The sequence below is a fragment of the Aquimarina pacifica genome, assembly GCF_000520955.1.
Taxonomy (GTDB): domain Bacteria; phylum Bacteroidota; class Bacteroidia; order Flavobacteriales; family Flavobacteriaceae; genus Aquimarina; species Aquimarina pacifica.
Window position 1 is genome coordinate 28,871 of sequence record NZ_JACC01000012.1, and the last position, 16,288, is coordinate 45,158.

The 16,288-nt window shown below is 31.6% G+C and carries 13 protein-coding genes; 7 read left to right on the top strand and 6 right to left on the bottom strand.

Features of this window, described 5'->3' with window-relative positions; all coding sequences use genetic code 11:
- Window positions 1-2 precede the first annotated feature (2 nt).
- From DZ60_RS0108365 to DZ60_RS0108380, 4 genes are all read left to right on the top strand, one after another.
- Entirely contained in the window at window positions 3-878 is an 876-nt protein-coding gene (locus DZ60_RS0108365; RefSeq protein WP_025741638.1) for a TolB-like translocation protein, read from the top strand.
- A gap of 269 nt (window positions 879-1,147) precedes the next feature.
- Window positions 1,148-2,488, top strand: a complete 1,341-nt coding sequence (locus DZ60_RS0108370; protein ID WP_025741639.1) for a M28 family metallopeptidase — start codon at window positions 1,148-1,150, stop codon at window positions 2,486-2,488.
- 36 nt (window positions 2,489-2,524) lie between these two features.
- Window positions 2,525-4,147: a M1 family metallopeptidase gene (locus DZ60_RS0108375; RefSeq protein WP_025741640.1), complete on the top strand. Its 1,623-nt coding sequence runs from the start codon at window positions 2,525-2,527 to the stop codon at window positions 4,145-4,147.
- A gap of 613 nt (window positions 4,148-4,760) precedes the next feature.
- The gene (locus tag DZ60_RS0108380) at window positions 4,761-5,843 is read left to right on the top strand and encodes a substrate-binding domain-containing protein (protein WP_025741641.1); all 1,083 of its coding nucleotides are present in this window, start codon (window positions 4,761-4,763) and stop codon (window positions 5,841-5,843) included.
- Window positions 5,844-6,061: 218 nt separating this feature from the next.
- On the opposite strand, the gene DZ60_RS0108385 is transcribed toward DZ60_RS0108380, so the two are convergent.
- The 6 genes from DZ60_RS0108385 to DZ60_RS0108410 form a co-directional block, all read right to left on the bottom strand.
- Window positions 6,062-6,775, bottom strand: a complete 714-nt coding sequence (locus tag DZ60_RS0108385) for a response regulator transcription factor (RefSeq protein WP_025741642.1) — start codon at window positions 6,773-6,775, stop codon at window positions 6,062-6,064.
- A gap of 3 nt (window positions 6,776-6,778) precedes the next feature.
- Complete coding sequence (locus tag DZ60_RS0108390) at window positions 6,779-8,347, bottom strand: sensor histidine kinase (RefSeq protein ID WP_025741643.1); 1,569 nt, start codon at window positions 8,345-8,347, stop codon at window positions 6,779-6,781.
- Window positions 8,348-8,431: 84 nt separating this feature from the next.
- A complete protein-coding gene (gene coaE / locus DZ60_RS0108395) occupies window positions 8,432-9,010 on the bottom strand; it encodes a dephospho-CoA kinase (protein ID WP_025741644.1) in 579 nt (192 codons plus the stop codon).
- Entirely contained in the window at window positions 9,010-9,894 is an 885-nt protein-coding gene (locus tag DZ60_RS0108400) for a CdaR family protein (RefSeq protein WP_025741645.1), read from the bottom strand. The genes coaE and DZ60_RS0108400 overlap by 1 nt, the downstream gene beginning before the upstream one ends.
- Before the next feature lie 94 nt (window positions 9,895-9,988).
- Window positions 9,989-10,981 carry a glycosyltransferase gene (locus DZ60_RS0108405; RefSeq protein WP_025741646.1) on the bottom strand — a complete coding sequence of 331 codons (993 nt, stop codon included), beginning with the start codon at window positions 10,979-10,981 and terminating at the stop codon, window positions 9,989-9,991.
- Between the two features lie 175 nt (window positions 10,982-11,156).
- Window positions 11,157-11,975: an enoyl-ACP reductase FabI gene (locus DZ60_RS0108410; protein ID WP_025741647.1), complete on the bottom strand. Its 819-nt coding sequence runs from the start codon at window positions 11,973-11,975 to the stop codon at window positions 11,157-11,159.
- Between the two features lie 578 nt (window positions 11,976-12,553).
- On the opposite strand from DZ60_RS0108410, the gene DZ60_RS0108415 reads away from it, so the two are divergent.
- The 3 genes from DZ60_RS0108415 (at window position 12,554) to DZ60_RS0108425 (ending at window position 16,269) form a co-directional block, all read left to right on the top strand.
- Window positions 12,554-13,390, top strand: coding sequence for a hypothetical protein (locus DZ60_RS0108415; protein WP_025741648.1), 837 nt, complete (start codon window positions 12,554-12,556; stop codon window positions 13,388-13,390).
- 264 nt (window positions 13,391-13,654) lie between these two features.
- Window positions 13,655-14,722 (top strand): hypothetical protein, encoded by a 1,068-nt coding sequence (locus DZ60_RS0108420; RefSeq protein ID WP_025741649.1) that lies wholly within the window; start codon window positions 13,655-13,657, stop codon window positions 14,720-14,722.
- Window positions 14,723-14,856: 134 nt separating this feature from the next.
- On the top strand, window positions 14,857-16,269 hold the full coding sequence (locus DZ60_RS0108425) for a DNA recombination protein RmuC (RefSeq protein WP_025741650.1): 1,413 nt from the start codon (window positions 14,857-14,859) through the stop codon (window positions 16,267-16,269).
- The last annotated feature ends 19 nt before the right edge of the window (window positions 16,270-16,288 follow it).

Genomic DNA, 16,288 nt, shown 5'->3' on the forward strand with positions numbered 1-16,288 from the left:
TAATGAGAACTGGCATACTTCTTTTTATTTTATCATATACTATAACGACCTTCTCACAAGGAAGTACAGAAATATATCTTTTTGAGATTATCAAAAATGAAGAGGGCATCAAATTAGAAAATCAGAAAAATATCTCTAATAACGAAGGGTACGATAATCAACCATTTTTTGACTCAAATCAAAATATATTGTTTTCTTCTACACGAAATCAACAAACGGATATTGCTTCCTATAGTATTAATGAAGAAACCCTTAAATGGATAAGCGATACACCCAATGGAAGTGAATATTCTCCTAACAAAATTCCTGATTCAGATGGCATATCAGCAATTCGATTAGACACCAATGGTAAACAACTACTATATTGCTATGATCCCGAAACCAGAGAATCTCAAGTTATATTAGAAGACCTAAAAGTTGGTTACCATGTTTGGTTTAATAATCATATCATTGTTTCCTCTGTACTTGAAGGAAGTTCATTATCATTAACTGTATCTGATATTAACAAAAATACCAATCAAATAATACAGAAAAATATTGGGAGGTCATTACATAAAATTCCGAATTCTGATTTAATAAGTTATATAAGCAAAGAAAATCAAGAATGGAAAATCAATTCTTTAGATCCATTAACAGGAGTCACAGAAACTATTATCAATACTATTCCTGGAGCAGAAGACCTATGCTGGCTTAATGACGGAACTATTATTATGGGGAAATACAACAAACTATTTAGTTATAATCCTAAAACAGATCAGAAATGGAAGACTTTCTATACATTTACTGGTGACGATGATAAAAATATAATAGCTATCACTAGGCTAGCAGCAAATGCAAAAGGAAATTTACTTGCCATAGTCTCAGACTTTGCAAATTAGACTAATTACTAACATTATAATCCTTGAATCTAATCACTCTCCTATCATAATATTGAACTAAATCTTAGGAGTTTATTAGTTAATATTTAGAGTGTGTAATTCAATAATACATCTAGAAAAGGGCATTTTTCATTCTAATTTGTAAAACTATTAATCAACCCTTTTCATACTTTTTTTAATCACACAATTCTAGGAACATCTTATAAATTTGTTAACTATTAACATGTCATACAGAGTTTTACCTAAATTCGTCTCTCAAACTCAATTTTATGAAAAAAATCCTTACATGTTTAGTACTATTACTATCAGTGCTACTAAGTGCTCAGACTGACTCTAGAATATATGATATTATTGATGCTATTTCTGCATCTAGGATAGAAAAAGACATAAATACCCTAGCTAATTTTGGCACTAGGCATACCCTTAGCGATACCTTGTCAAATACAAGAGGAATTGGAGCTGCAAGACGTTGGATAAAGTCTGAATTTGATAACATCTCTAGAGACTGCAACAATTGTCTCAATGTCTTTTATCAGAAAGATATGGTAACAAAAGGAACAAATCAGCGTATCGTAAAAGATGTTATGGTCGTCAATGTTGTAGCGATACAAAAAGGTACTAAATATCCTAATCGCTATATTATAATGAGCGGCGATATAGATTCTCGAGTCACAGACCCCAATAATTATACATCAGATGCTCCTGGAGCCAATGATAATGCAAGTGGTATGGCGGGTACAATCGAAGCAGCAAGAATACTATCAAAATATACCTTCGAAAATAGTATTATTTATGTAGGATTATCTGGAGAAGAACAAGGATTGTTCGGAGGTAAAGGACTTGCTGGATATGCACAAAAAAACAATTGGGATATTATTGGAGTCATGAATAATGATATGATAGGAAATATCAAGGGCGTTGACGGTGTTATTGACAATCGAAGTTTTAGAATTTTTTCTGAACCTGTTCCTCCTACTGAAACTGAAAAAGAACGAAAATCAAGACGTTTCTATGGTGGCGAAGTTGATGGTATCTCTCGCCAGCTTGCTAGGTACGTATATAAAACTACCAAGTTATATATGCCCGAAATGAACCCTATGATGATTTATCGTTTGGATCGATTTGGTCGGGGTGGGCACCATAGACCATTTAATGATGTGGGATTTGCAGGAATTCGAATTATGGAAGCTCATGAAAACTATACACAACAGCACCAAGATATCAGAGAAGAAAATACAATTAAATATGGAGACGTTGTAGAACATGTAAATTTTGAATATGCTGCAAAACTTACAGCCGTAAATGCAATAAACTTAGCTAGTATAGCTTGGTCTCCCCCTCCTCCTTCAGAAGTAAAGATAGGAGGAATCGTAGAACCTTCAACAAAATTAAAATGGAAAAAAAATAACGACCCCAACTGTATAGGATATAAGATCTATTGGCGTGATACCACTTCACCTACATGGGATTATAGTCGTTTTGTTGGTGATATTAATACTTTTACACTTAAAGGCATTGTTATCGATAACTTCTTTTTCGGAATATCCTCAGTAGGAAAAGATGGCTATGAGAGTCCTGTAGTATTTCCTTCAGAAGTATTTAGAAATTAATATTAATATTGCACCTTAAGAAATTACTATCAAAGAATGAAGAAATCAATATGGGTATTCCTTTACCTCGGATTAACATATACGCTAATTGCCCAAGAATATCAGTTTACCAGACAAGATTCACTCCGCGGATCTATTACAAAAGAAAGAGCATGGTGGGATGTCACTTATTATCATTTGGATATAAAAGTTGATATTGATAAAAAAACTATTAATGGAAAAAACACCATCTATTATAATGTATTAGAGGAACAACAGACACTTCAAATTGATTTACAACCTCCTCTAAGAATTGGTAAAGTAGTACAAGAAGGCAAAGAATTACAATTCATTTCTGAGGGCAATGCTCACTTTGTCAAACTATCAAAAAAACAAAAGAAAAATAGCATTAATACATTGGAAATTTTTTACCACGGTAAACCCAAAGAAGCTGTTAATGCTCCTTGGGATGGAGGAATTACCTGGAAAAAAGATCAAAAAGGAAATGACTTTGTTGCATCTGCATGTCAAGGACTAGGTGCAAGTATATGGTGGCCAAATAAAGATCATATGTATGACGAGGTTGATAGCCTCCTAATCAGTGTAAACGTCCCCGATAAACTTATGAATGTATCTAACGGACGATTACGCGCAATAGAGAAACATGATAATAACACCAAAACATTTCATTGGTTCGTGAGTAATCCCATCAATAATTATGGTGTCAATATCAATATAGGAGATTATGCGCATTTTGGAGAACAATATGAAGGTGAGAAAGGAACTCTAGACCTTGACTATTATGTGCTAAAGGATAACCTTACCAATGCAAAAGAACACTTCGAGCAAGTCCCTAAAATGATGAAAGCCTTCGAGCATTGGTTTGGCCCCTACCCTTTTTATGAAGATAGCTATAAGCTGGTAGAGGTTCCTTATTTGGGCATGGAACATCAAAGTTCTGTTACCTATGGTAATAAATATTTAAATGGGTATTTAGGAACCGATCTTTCAGGATCGGGATGGGGAACTAAATTTGATTTTATAATTGTTCATGAATCAGGGCATGAGTGGTTTGCCAATAACATTACCCATAAGGATGCCGCAGATATGTGGATTCATGAAGGGTTTACAGCATACTCTGAAAGCCTATTTCTAGATTATTATTATGGTGAAAAAGCAGCATCAGAATACGTTATTGGAACCAGAAAAAACATACAAAATGATCGCCCTATTATTGGTGAATATCATGTAAATCATGAAGGTTCTGCAGATATGTATTTTAAAGGATCAAATATGCTTCACACACTCCGCCAACTAATTAAAAATGATGAAGTATGGAGATCCGTTCTTAGAGGTATTAACAAAAAATTCTATCATCAAACCGTAACTACTAAACAAATAGAAGAATATATAAGTTCTAAAATCAATATAGATCTTTCTTCTTTTTTTGATCAATATCTTAGGAACACAAAAATACCAACATTAGAATATCGTTTTACGAATAACCAAATAAAGTATCGATATACCGATTGTATTACTGATTTTTCTATGCCAATACGAATATTTGTTGACGGTTCCCCTATATGGATTCAACCAGAAAAAACATGGAAATCTAAGTCTATTGAAGGTAAAAAATTAAAGATTGATCCGAACTTTTATATCAATATTAAATCTTTTTGAGGCATGATCTGGACAAATATTCTTGTAAATTAAGCACGAAAAAGCATATTAGTATATATTTTAATAAATCATATACATGCAAGAAAAAGTACTAATACTTTAGTAATAGTATATTTTAATAAAAACTATTTAAAAACAAGTACTAAAGTTATATAAGGGTTCTCAAAGTAGCAACTAAATTTTTCATTTTATAAATAGACAAAAAACCATTGTTTTAGTTGATTATTAAATGTTTTTGTTAGAAAAAAAATATTTTATATACTTAATCATTGATATATTTCTTTTTTACAACTTTCCTTCTTAAATTTCTACTATGATTTTTTTTAAATCATCAATTTCTTGAATTCTTTTATTGTAAATTTAGAAGACAATAGTATATAAGATTTTTGTACAAAATGAACTTCTAAAAAAAACAATAAACTAAAAAGTGTCCAAATTATACAATAAAAATGGTTAGAAGCTTATAAAAAAACATCTGTAAATTACTGATAATTAAGAAGGTTCACAAACGTTAATAAAGTACAAAACCATATAAAAGTATATCAAAATTACATGTATATTTGAAATAAGCGCAAACAAAAAAGTAAGTATCTCATTTAATAAATGTATTGTTATGAAATTAAACGCAATTTTAAGACAAATGTTCAAAACTTTGCTAATCGTTGTAATTGTATTTAATATAGCCGGCTGTACCAATAAAACTAAAGAAGATATAAATAAATATAGCGTTACTTCATCTGCAGAAGTCAATCAAGATCAAGAAAATAGTTACATCAAAACTGACAACAAAATTGATCTTAGCAAGATTAAGATTGGTTATTGCACACCATCACTAAATGCTCCTTATTATAAAGCTTTACTAACTTGTATACAAGAAGCCACAGAAAATTCAGGAATGACTTTTCTTTCTGCTGATGGCCAAGATAATATTGATAAACAAATTGCCGAAGTAGAAAAACTTATTGAGCAAGATATCGATGTATTACTATTAAATCCGTTGGATCCTAATGGGTTAATTGGCGTTACACAAAAAGCAAAAGCTAAAGGAATTCCTGTATTCATTATTGATAGTTCAATAGATGAATCTGCAGAGTTTATAACGACTATTCAATCAAACAATCTCAAAAATGGTGAATTAGTAGGTTCTTGGTTGGTAAAAAAAATGGGGTCTAGAAAAATGAACATAGCACTCCTAAGTGGTGCTCCAGGAAATCCAGTGGGTATTATGCGCAAGCAAGGATTATTTAGAGGGATAACCGAAGAGCAACTTAGAACTTTGGGGTATGTTGATCTAAATATTACCACACAAGCCTTTACAAATTGGACATATGCAGGGGGACAAAGGGCAGTGCAAGAAATCTTAGAAACACATCCAGAGATTAATGTAATCATTACTGAATCAGATGTTTGCATACTAGGGGCAATTGATATTATTGAAAAAGCAGGGAAAATTGACGAAATTCTTATTGTAGCAGCAGCAGATGGACAGAAAGAGGCATTAAAGTATATTATGGACAGTGAGTTTTATGGAGCTACTGCAATGAATAATCCAGAACTAATTGGCAAGACTGCAGTAGAATATGCTGTACAATATTTAAATGGTAAGAGAAACTTTCTAAAAATATCACATACACCAGAACTGCTGATAACAAAAGAGAATGCTTCAGAATTATATGACCCACATGCAGTTTTTTAGACGCTTTCCTTTATTAACTACTCTATTCTTCTGATAATAAAATTTCGAAAAGCACACTATATAAGTAAGTTATTAAACGCTATAAAAAAAGGGCAATTACTTTTATAAAAGTAATTGCCCTTTTTTAGTGTTATAATTCTGCGTGAAGCTGAATTATATTTGAATTTATTCGATTTTTTATAATCTTTTTTCCCTTTAAAAATTATTACCGTTAATTCTTATGATTCTTCATTTCTAACTACTAATCTAAATCCTTCACCATGAATATTAAGGATTTCTACTTTTTCATCCTTTTTTAAATACTTTCTAAGTTTTGCTATATATACATCCATACTTCGAGAAGTAAAATAATTATCATCTCTCCAGATCTTAGTTAGCGCCAATTCTCTAGGCATTAAATCGTTTAGATGCAATGCCAATAATCTAAGTAACTCATTTTCTTTAGGAGAAAGTTTAATTGGATCCTCATCATTAAATGTCAAAAATCTTAGTTTTGAATTCAAGTGAAAACCTCCTATTTTAAACTCAAATTGCTTGCTATCAGCAACCGACTCCGTACTTTTGCGCTGCATAATAGCCTGTATCTTCATTAATAACACCTCACTATCAAAAGGTTTATTAAGATAATCATCAGCTCCCACTTTATATCCTTTAAGCACATCTTCTTTCATAGCTTTTGCTGTCAAAAAGATAATAGGTACTTCTGAATTTTTTTCTCTAATCTCCTTAGCTAGTGTAAATCCATCTTTATAAGGCATCATGACATCAAGAATACACATGTCGTAATCATCTTTTTTGAATTTTTCAAAGCCTTCCATACCATTTTTGGCATGAACAACATCATAATCATTCATTATCAGATAATCTTTCAGTACTGTTCCAAAGTTTGGATCATCTTCAACTAGCAAAATCTTTTTGTTTTCTGTTTCCATATTTTACGATATTAACGGTAATTTAATTATAAATGTGGAGCCTTTTCCCTTTTCGCTTTCCACCCATATTTGACCATGATGGTCGTCAATAATTCTTTTTACATAGGTTAATCCCAATCCATGACCTTTTACATTATGTAGATCTCCAGTATGTTCTCTAAAGAACTTTTCAAAGATTTTTTTCTGCGCAACCTTCCCCATACCAATACCTTGATCACGAATTTTTAACACTATACTATTTTTTACATTCTCTGTATATATATCAATTTTTGGAGCTTCCTCTGAATACTTTATGGCGTTATCTAATATATTAACGATTACATTAGTTAAATGCGTATCATTCGCAAGTACCGTTTCATTGAGTGCTCCCAAATGTGTTTTAGTGTATCCTTCTCTATTTTCTACTATCAACGAAACATGTGTTATTGCCTCTTCGATAATCTCATGCAGCTCTTGTTTTTCTTTTTTGATATTAAGCTCATTCTTCTCTAATTGAGATATTCTGAGTACATTTTCTACTTGCGCATGCATCCTTTTATTTTCTTCACGAATCATTTTCATGTACCTCTGCACCTTTTCTTGATTACCAGCTATTTTAGGATTCTTTATAGAATCAAGCGCTAGATTAATCGTTGCTATAGGTGTTTTAAGCTCATGCGTCATATTATTAATAAAATCTGTTTTAATTTGTGATATCTGTCTTTGCTGCATTAACTGCGATAAGGCACTCGAATATGCAACAACAATAATTAATGTAAAAAGTATAGATAATATAGCCATACCTTTAATTGTAGATAATACAAATTGTTTTTTTCCAGTAAAATTAACATACAACTGATATTTACTGATACCTTGATCGTTTACAAAAAGAGGTATTGCATAGGTTGTTGGGTAATCTAAACTAAAATCATCAGAACGCACTTTTGTTGCCAATGCATTGCTGTAAATAGCGTACTCAAAATCTACTTTTATATCTCTCTCTGCTAACTCTCTTTTTAGCAAATACTGTATTTCCTTCTTTTGTACTCTTCTATGAATAGGTATAAAGCTTGCTATTTCACCTATTACAATCTCATAATCCATCCTCTGAAGATCTGTCAAACCTCTTATTCTAAACAATTTAGACCTAGACCCTTCTCTACTAATTTCTTTCTTGTTTTTTTGAGCTTCTATATCAGCACTACGATTCATTATATTCTTAAGTCGTAGAGTATCGATATTGAAATTCATAAAAGATGAAAATAACTTATAGTCTTCTTCTAGTATACCATTCGCATAATCGAATGACTTTGTTGTATTATCAATGCTAATATTTAGAAGCCTCCTTAACGTTTTATTGTCGGGTGGCTCATTTATGGTATCCAAAATTTCTTTAAGAGGAAAAAACATCTCCTCAAATTCTCTATATTGAATCTTATTAGATACAGATATTAATATTTGTTTAGCGTTAAAAGAAAATTGTTCCTCATTATTCTCAACAGTGTTGTTTATCCAATATCCCTGAACAAAAATAATCCCAATCAACGACAAACTCATCAGGAGTATCAGCAACACGAATAATCTTTTATTCATACTTCAAAAATAAGACTTTAACATTTAGCTGCTTTAGGGTTTAACCAAATGTTAACAAATTGCGATATCCAAATAAAGAGCCCCCTAATTGAGTATTTTTTTATTGATTTCACAAACTTTAAGCTCTGTTTTTGATAAATCAATATTATTTATAACAAAATCGGCTAAGGGTATTTTCTGTGCATCTGTCCATTGGTTGTCAATTCTGGACTGTATTTGTTCTACAGTAACCATATCTCTTTTTAAAACCCGTTGAATTCTTATCTCTAACGGTGCGGAGACAAGTATAGTATAGTCACATCGCTTATAACCTCCATTTTCAAAAAGTATTGCGGCTTCTTTAATAACATAGGGACTTTTTTGTTTGTCCTTCCAATCATCAAAATGTTTAGCAACTGCAGGGTGTACAATTTTGTTTAATTTACTAAGGAGCAATTTATTACTAAAAACAATCTTGGAAATATAACTTCTATTTAAAACTCCATCAACATATGCCTCTTTTCCGAATAATGAGATAATCTCTTTTTTTATGGTCTCATTAGTATTCATCATTTTTTTTGCTTCATCATCAGCAATATATATAGGAATTCCAAGTTTTTTGAACATTTGAGCTACTGTAGATTTACCACTACCAATACCTCCTGTGATCCCAACTACTTTCATTACTGTTCTTGTTTTAAAATCACAAATTGTACTTGTTTTTCTTGTAAGCGCACATCACGCACAAATTCTGGCTTACGAACCAATTCTAGTGTTAGATACGAACTTTCTTCGGAAGCCTTTGCATAATCAGCAATAACAACAAAATCTCTATGACTAATATCATTATACATATCTAGACCGACCCTGTAAACGACCGTTACTTCTTTGGGAAATATTTTTATTTCTGCTTTCTCTGGTGTATTCTGGATTGTTATTGGAATTTTATGACTCCCCTCTGTAAACTTACTTACCAAAATATTAGCTGTTACTTGTTTAGGAAATATAGAAGTATTTGATGGTAAACCATTATCATCAATATTGATTTCCTCACTGTAGTCGCTATTTAATCCTTCAAGACTTAGTTTTTCTGTACTTATATATTGTATTGTGTCCACTAAATAAGAAGGACCGCTAATCGTAACGGAGTCGGGAGAAACAAGCACCCCTTTATCGCTTCCGTAACCACCGGCATATAAAATATTATCTGTTATTCTTACCGGAATCTTTTTTTCTTGATTACGGTCTAATTTAAGCATCAAAGTATCTTTTTGAACAGACAAAATTCGACCTTTGAAATCTAATTTATTTTTAACGGTAGAAAAAGTATTATCAATATGAAAATAATATGCGTCATTGCCACTAACTATTCCATCTTCTATATTAAACTTTAATACTGATCTCCTCCAGTTATGACCTAAAAGCCTAAAACCATTACCATTAAGGACCATCCTTAATGTTTGATCACTTTCTTCATTAAAAATCATACCCTCAGGAATATCCATATATTCAACAGCTACTTCTACTTCTTTAGTATAATTCTTAGAAAATTGTATAAATAACCACAAAAGTGAAGTAAAAAGGAGGAAAAACAAGAAGGTTTTAACATTACTCCTTTTTAGGGAAAATTTGTTTCTTTTTCGAATGGACATATAATGTATGTTAAAAAAACAAGTTCTTAAATTGCACTTCAGGAACTTTTTTAAGAACATGAATATAATAATAAGATTTCAAGAATCCTTTTCCATATCCATAAAACTGAACAACAACAGCCAAAACTGACTGTAAACCAATAGATAAACTCTTATATTTATTTGTAGCACCAAAAAAAACAAGAGAAAAATATACTCCTAACAAGAACATAAAATGCCACAATCCCATAAAAGTCATTACGATAGAAAACAATGCATATACAATAAACAATAGTGGAAACCAATATGTAAATTTAGCTGTTTCTGGGTGCCAAAAGTTTAGTATCGGACGCACCAAACCGAACTTATTGACCTGTATATAGAATTTCTGCCAAGAAATCCTTCTTTTATGAAAAACACGTGCATCAGGAATTAATGCTGTATCATATCCTAATTTCCATAATCTAATAGTCAGATCTGGATCTTCACCCGGATGAATATTACCAAATCCCTTTGAAAGCAAGAATGCTTCTTTTGATAATCCCATATTAAAACTTCGGGGCTGAAACTTACCAATAGTGCTTTTTCTGCCACGAATACCTCCAGTTGTAAGATAGGAAGTCATACTATAACTTATCGCTTTTTGAAGATTCGAAAAACTAGTATGCGCATCATCTGGTCCTCCGTAACAATGAACAAAAGTTTTAGATAAAAACCTTTTTACTTCATATAAATATTCTTGTGGTAATATTACATCGCTATCTAAGATTATAAAATAATCCCCTTTGGCCCTATACATACCATAATTGCGAGAATCTCCTGGACCTGTATTTTCTTTAGGATAATAGCTTATGCGTAATTGATCTCTATATTTTTCGATGACAGCTTCTGATGTTTGAGAAGATCCATCTTCTACAATTACTATTTCAAAATTGTCTTCATACTTCATCGCCACCATACTTGCCAGCAATTCTTCTATTTCATTTGGTCTATTGTAGACAGGTATAATAAAGGAGAAGTACATTTTTAAAATTTATTATTTAAAAGTATAAAGTTAGACAAACTAAGAAAACAAAGAATCTAATTGACCGAACGTATAATTAGTCTACATATTTTCTTATACAAACAAAGTTAAAAATCCCATGCGTAAAGTAGCATGGGATTTGGTAATATTAGTGTAAACTGTTGTCTTTATTAATCTATTCGTCTTCAGTAAATTTTTCCATTACCATTTGGCTTACTCCCATATTAGAAAATCCACCATCATGATACAAATTCTGGAGCGTTACCTTTTTTGTCAAATCTGAAAACAATGTAATCGTATAATCGGCACACTCTGAAGCTGTAGCATTACCTAATGGTGACATTTTATCAGCATAGGCAATAAACCCATCAAAGCCTTTTACTCCTTTTCCTGCAGTTGTTGGAGTTGGTGATTGAGAAATTGTATTCACACGAACTTTGTTATCTCTTCCAAAAAAATACCCAAAACTACGTGCGATAGATTCTAGATATGCTTTATTATCCGCCATATCATTATAGTCAGGAAATACACGTTGCGCTGCCATATAGGTCAATCCTACAATACTTCCCCACTCACTCATTGCCTCCTTCTTATATAAAGTTTGCATGGTTTTATGAAAAGAAAGTGCCGAAACATCCCAACCTTTCTGACTCCAACCATAATTGAGATCTGTATATTGTCGCCCTTTTCTTACGTTTACAGACATTCCTATAGAGTGAAGAACAAAATCGATTTTACCTCCTAAAATTTCCATAGCTTTATCAACGAGATTCTCTAGGTCTTCTAATGAAGTAGCATCAGCTGGTATTACTTGAGAATTGGTTTTTTCTGCCAAGGCATTAATTGTTCCCATACGTAAAGCAACCGGGGCATTCGTTAGAACAAAACTCCCTCCTTCTTCAAAAACACGTTCTGCAGTTTTCCAAGCAATTGAACTTTGATCAAGAGCACCAAAGATTATACCTCTTTTGCCTTTTAATAAATTGTGTGACATTTAATTGTTAATTAAGAAAATTATACAAGCTGTAAAGATAATAAAACACCCCATATCATAACTATACAAAACCAATTTCAATACAATTAAATTAATAATAAATTATTAGAGAATTAGAAAGCTTTATTCTGAGTAGAAAATACATGATTACTTCGCTTCTTTAGAGATAAATTAACTCAACACAGAGAATTGGCATAGTGTGATACTATGTAGTTAGTCATTCATAAATTTAGTATACGTATACTCCTTATTAATAGAGTGGTCATTTATTTTTTATGAATCTTCTTCTAATAATAGATAATTGTATCCAGAATTTTAGATTATATGCTTAGAAATATAGGCTCCTTACGTACAAACCGATTCCTTAATAATCGATCACGAAATACTATTTTTGTTTTACCATCCTCTGTTCGGATACCTTTCATCAATTTTTAACCCCCTTAAACATTAATTTTGTTGCTATATTTATAAACTACTATTTTTCGAGATGACATTTGAACAACTAAATATGATTCGTTAAAAAAGTACCCCATTTAATTCAGGATATCAATAAAGTACTTTAAAAAAGAAAAAATCTTATGAAAAAAGGACATACGCTTAACGGAAGCGTGAAATCGATCAAAGAACTATCATACTTGCGCAAGTATGATCCTGAACAATTAATAAAAGGAAATAGGGCTAGATTAACAGATGCGGATCTTCTATCGGTTAATGACAAATCCTACGACTATTATTCTGTATACGATACGAATGATCAATTGACAGAACATCATGTCATATCTTCTAATGATCAAATACTCGAAAGGTCATCGCATACCCATAACAAAGAAGAAAATAAAAATGAGATTATCACCTATGATGCGCACTCAAAACTAAAAAATAAAATACTCCTCTTTTATGACCTAAGCGGAAATACAATAAAAACTCACTATTATGATGCCAAAGAAGCTATGACAATGGAGGAGATTTCTGAATATGACACTAAAGGAAACGGTATCAAATCTTCTTCATTTCTTATGCCAGATAAAGAATTATTTAGCCAAAGTATAAATGAATATGACACTAATAGTAATAAAGTTGCTATGAAAATTTATTCCATTAATGGCTCTAGCACTACTCTTTTGGTAAATAATATATATATATATGACGATAATAATTTACTAATAGAAGAATTAGAGTTTACAGATGAAAATGAATTTAATTTAGTAAAGAGAAAAACCTATACATATAATGAAAAAGGTGATAAAATCGAGGTGTGTTTTTTTAATTCAGAATTAGATGTAATTAAAAGGTCAAAAAATGAATATATATATGACGAAAAAAACAATTGGACTCAATGTGTTATTTATTTAGCAGAAGGCAAAGAAGAGGCATACCCATCATATATTATTGAAAGAGAAATCGAATATTATTAGTAATTACTACCTATGATCATTTAGAATATATTCCAACTTTTCTTTTAAATATATTTCTTTAATAAAAGCCCCTTTTTCATTTAGAAAGAAATCATATTTCTGTAAAGACATAAAAGGATCTCACTGTAATAAATCGTTTGAAAAATGCTCTTTGTCGAAAAAATATGCTTTTTATGGATAAACTGTAACTATTTGGTGTCCTTAACACCTTACGCTTAATTACAAAAAACATAATTTTGCATAAATATTAAAAACCTATTTACTATGAACAACTTAATACAACTCAAATCATTAGCAATTCTAATGCTTATTGCACTATTTACGTTTAGCTGTGGTTCGGATAATGATGCCATTACCATTAGTGATGATGAGGAAGAAGACTCTTTATATGACGGTGAACTTTCTGTTTTTGAGCAAGGAGGAGATAACAGAAATGTAACAATTAATGCGTCTGGGCTTTCATCTACAGCCTTAGTTAAAATTGCTTTTGAAACGACTACCAATACAATGAGGAGGCTATATGTAACTCAAAATGTTTCAAACTTTGGAGAAGATCCTTATGAATTTTCTACTGGTGGAGTTACTGTTGATGATAAAAAAGATGGATCACTTGATTTATCTTCAGACAATGGAAATGGTTTTGAGTTTGCTATCCCATTTCCAATTCCGGCATCAGCTGACAGTAAAATAGTATATACCATTTGGGCAACCACTGGTAAAGGAGATTTTAGAGATATTAGTAAACGAAATGCTATAAGTGATACAGCGGTTGGTACTATAACTATAAACGGAAGTGGAACAAACGATGGTTCTGGTTTGAAAACATATGAAACTACCATACTAGCTGCTCCTCTCAGTAGTCAAACATCACAAACATTTATGTCCGTATTTGATGGACTTAAATATAGAATTGATGAAGGCGAAGAAACAGCAGCATTATGGGATTTTGGATATTACTATGGAGCAACGAACAATGCATCATTAGCTTCTGTAGCAAACTACCCTCCGCTTTTTGATACGACTGGTGATGGAAACGCTGATTCTGCTATTGCTGGGGTATCTGGAGTTGCACAAGAAGAATTAAACAACTTCTATATTACTACGTCGACACTTGATTTTGATACGATAACGGAAAGAAGTGATTTAGATAACATTTCAATTCCAACTAGTGAAAGAGTTACAAATCTATCCGTAGGTAATGTATTAGAATTTGTAGATAGTTATGGAAATAAGGGATTAATTAAAGTAACTGGATTAGTTCCTGGAGATGGATCTAGTGGACAAATTACAATCAGTATAAAAGTACAATCTTCAATTACTACACTTTTTTAAATTTTAGAATAAAGAATTTAGATTTATTTATTCAGATATATTGAAGACTACCTTAGAAAAGGTGGTCTTCTTTTTTTATTTATATAGAATAACTAACTCCCTAAATCTTTATCTTTGAACAAACAAAATCAAGCATGTCAGAATACATTTCTCTTATCATTGCCGCAATTGCAATTATAATAGGTTTTTTTATTGGTAAATATGTTGCTTCGCTAAAAAACAAGAGTGAACATAGTGCACTAAATGAACGCAACAATCAATTACAAATGCAATTTGATGAAGCCAAAAAAATGGGGAATCAACAGCTCGAATTTGCTAAACAGGAACACCAACAATATAAGGTAACTGTTGAGAATCAACTTTCTGAAATTACCAAAGAACGAGAAGAGATCCGTAGAGAAAAAGATTTTCTAAATACTGAACTTACACGACGTAATACAGAATTTGAAAATTTACAACTCAAAAATCAAGAACAAAAAAATGAAGTAGAAAAACTTCAGGAAAAATTTACCAAAGAGTTTGAAAATCTTGCTAATAAAATTCTGGACGAAAAATCGAACAAATTTACTGAGCAGAACAAAGAAAATATCAAAAACATCCTTAGTCCACTTCAAGAAAAAATAAATACTTTCGAAAAAAAAGTAGAACAAACGCATAAAGAAAGTATTGATTATCATGCCGCGTTACGACAACAAATAGTAGGACTCAAAGATCTTAATGAACAAATGAGTAAAGAGACCACTAATCTAACCAAGGCCTTAAAAGGGGACAATAAAATGCAAGGGAATTGGGGAGAATTGGTACTCGAACGGGTATTAGAAAAGTCTGGCCTAGAAAAAAACAGAGAATACTTTGTACAGCAGAGTTTTACAACAGAACATGGACAACGTATACTGCCCGATGTAGTAATTCATTTGCCCGATAATAAAAAGATGATTATTGACTCAAAAGTAACACTCACTGCATACGAGCGTTTTATAAATGAAGAAGATGATGTACTGAAATCAAACTACCTCAAGGAGCATATTACTTCTTTAAAACGTCATGTAGATCAATTATCCGAAAAAAACTATCAAGATATTTATGATATCGAGTCGCCTGACTTCGTCTTACTTTTTGTACCTATAGAACCTGCATTTGCAATAGCTATAAATGAAGATAATAAACTATACAATCAAGCCTTCGAGAAAAATATTGTGATCGTTACTCCGGCAACTTTACTTGCTACTTTACGAACAATCGATACCATGTGGAATAATGAAAAGCAACAGCGTAACGCTATTGAGATTGCTCGTCAAGCGGGAGCCCTTTATGACAAGTTCGAAGGACTAGTAAAAGATCTAACAGGAATTGGCAAAAAGATTGACGATACTAAGAAAGATTACTCAGCGGCAATGAATAAGCTTGTAGAAGGAAAAGGGAACCTTATCATTAGTGTAGAAAAGTTAAAGAAAATGGGAGCCAAAGCAAAAAAATCATTACCCGAAGTTATAATTAAAAGAGCTACCGATGAAGAAGATATCCAAAATCAAGATAAATTAATTTAGTTTTTTTCTATTTCTTCTT

Excerpts from the sequence above, each read along its gene's own strand:
- DZ60_RS0108365 (WP_025741638.1), top strand. The coding sequence starts at position 3 with ATGAGAACTGGCATACTTCTTTTTATTTTATCATATACTATAACGACC.
- DZ60_RS0108370 (WP_025741639.1), top strand. The coding sequence starts at position 1,148 with ATGAAAAAAATCCTTACATGTTTAGTACTATTACTATCAGTGCTACTA.
- DZ60_RS0108375 (WP_025741640.1), top strand. The coding sequence starts at position 2,525 with ATGAAGAAATCAATATGGGTATTCCTTTACCTCGGATTAACATATACG.
- DZ60_RS0108380 (WP_025741641.1), top strand. The coding sequence starts at position 4,761 with ATGAAATTAAACGCAATTTTAAGACAAATGTTCAAAACTTTGCTAATC.
- DZ60_RS0108385 (WP_025741642.1), bottom strand. The coding sequence starts at position 6,775 with ATGGAAACAGAAAACAAAAAGATTTTGCTAGTTGAAGATGATCCAAAC.
- DZ60_RS0108390 (WP_025741643.1), bottom strand. The coding sequence starts at position 8,347 with ATGAATAAAAGATTATTCGTGTTGCTGATACTCCTGATGAGTTTGTCG.
- coaE (WP_025741644.1), bottom strand. The coding sequence starts at position 9,010 with ATGAAAGTAGTTGGGATCACAGGAGGTATTGGTAGTGGTAAATCTACA.
- DZ60_RS0108405 (WP_025741646.1), bottom strand. The coding sequence starts at position 10,981 with ATGTACTTCTCCTTTATTATACCTGTCTACAATAGACCAAATGAAATA.
- DZ60_RS0108410 (WP_025741647.1), bottom strand. The coding sequence starts at position 11,975 with ATGTCACACAATTTATTAAAAGGCAAAAGAGGTATAATCTTTGGTGCT.
- DZ60_RS0108415 (WP_025741648.1), top strand. The coding sequence starts at position 12,554 with ATGAAAAAAGGACATACGCTTAACGGAAGCGTGAAATCGATCAAAGAA.
- DZ60_RS0108420 (WP_025741649.1), top strand. The coding sequence starts at position 13,655 with ATGAACAACTTAATACAACTCAAATCATTAGCAATTCTAATGCTTATT.
- DZ60_RS0108425 (WP_025741650.1), top strand. The coding sequence starts at position 14,857 with ATGTCAGAATACATTTCTCTTATCATTGCCGCAATTGCAATTATAATA.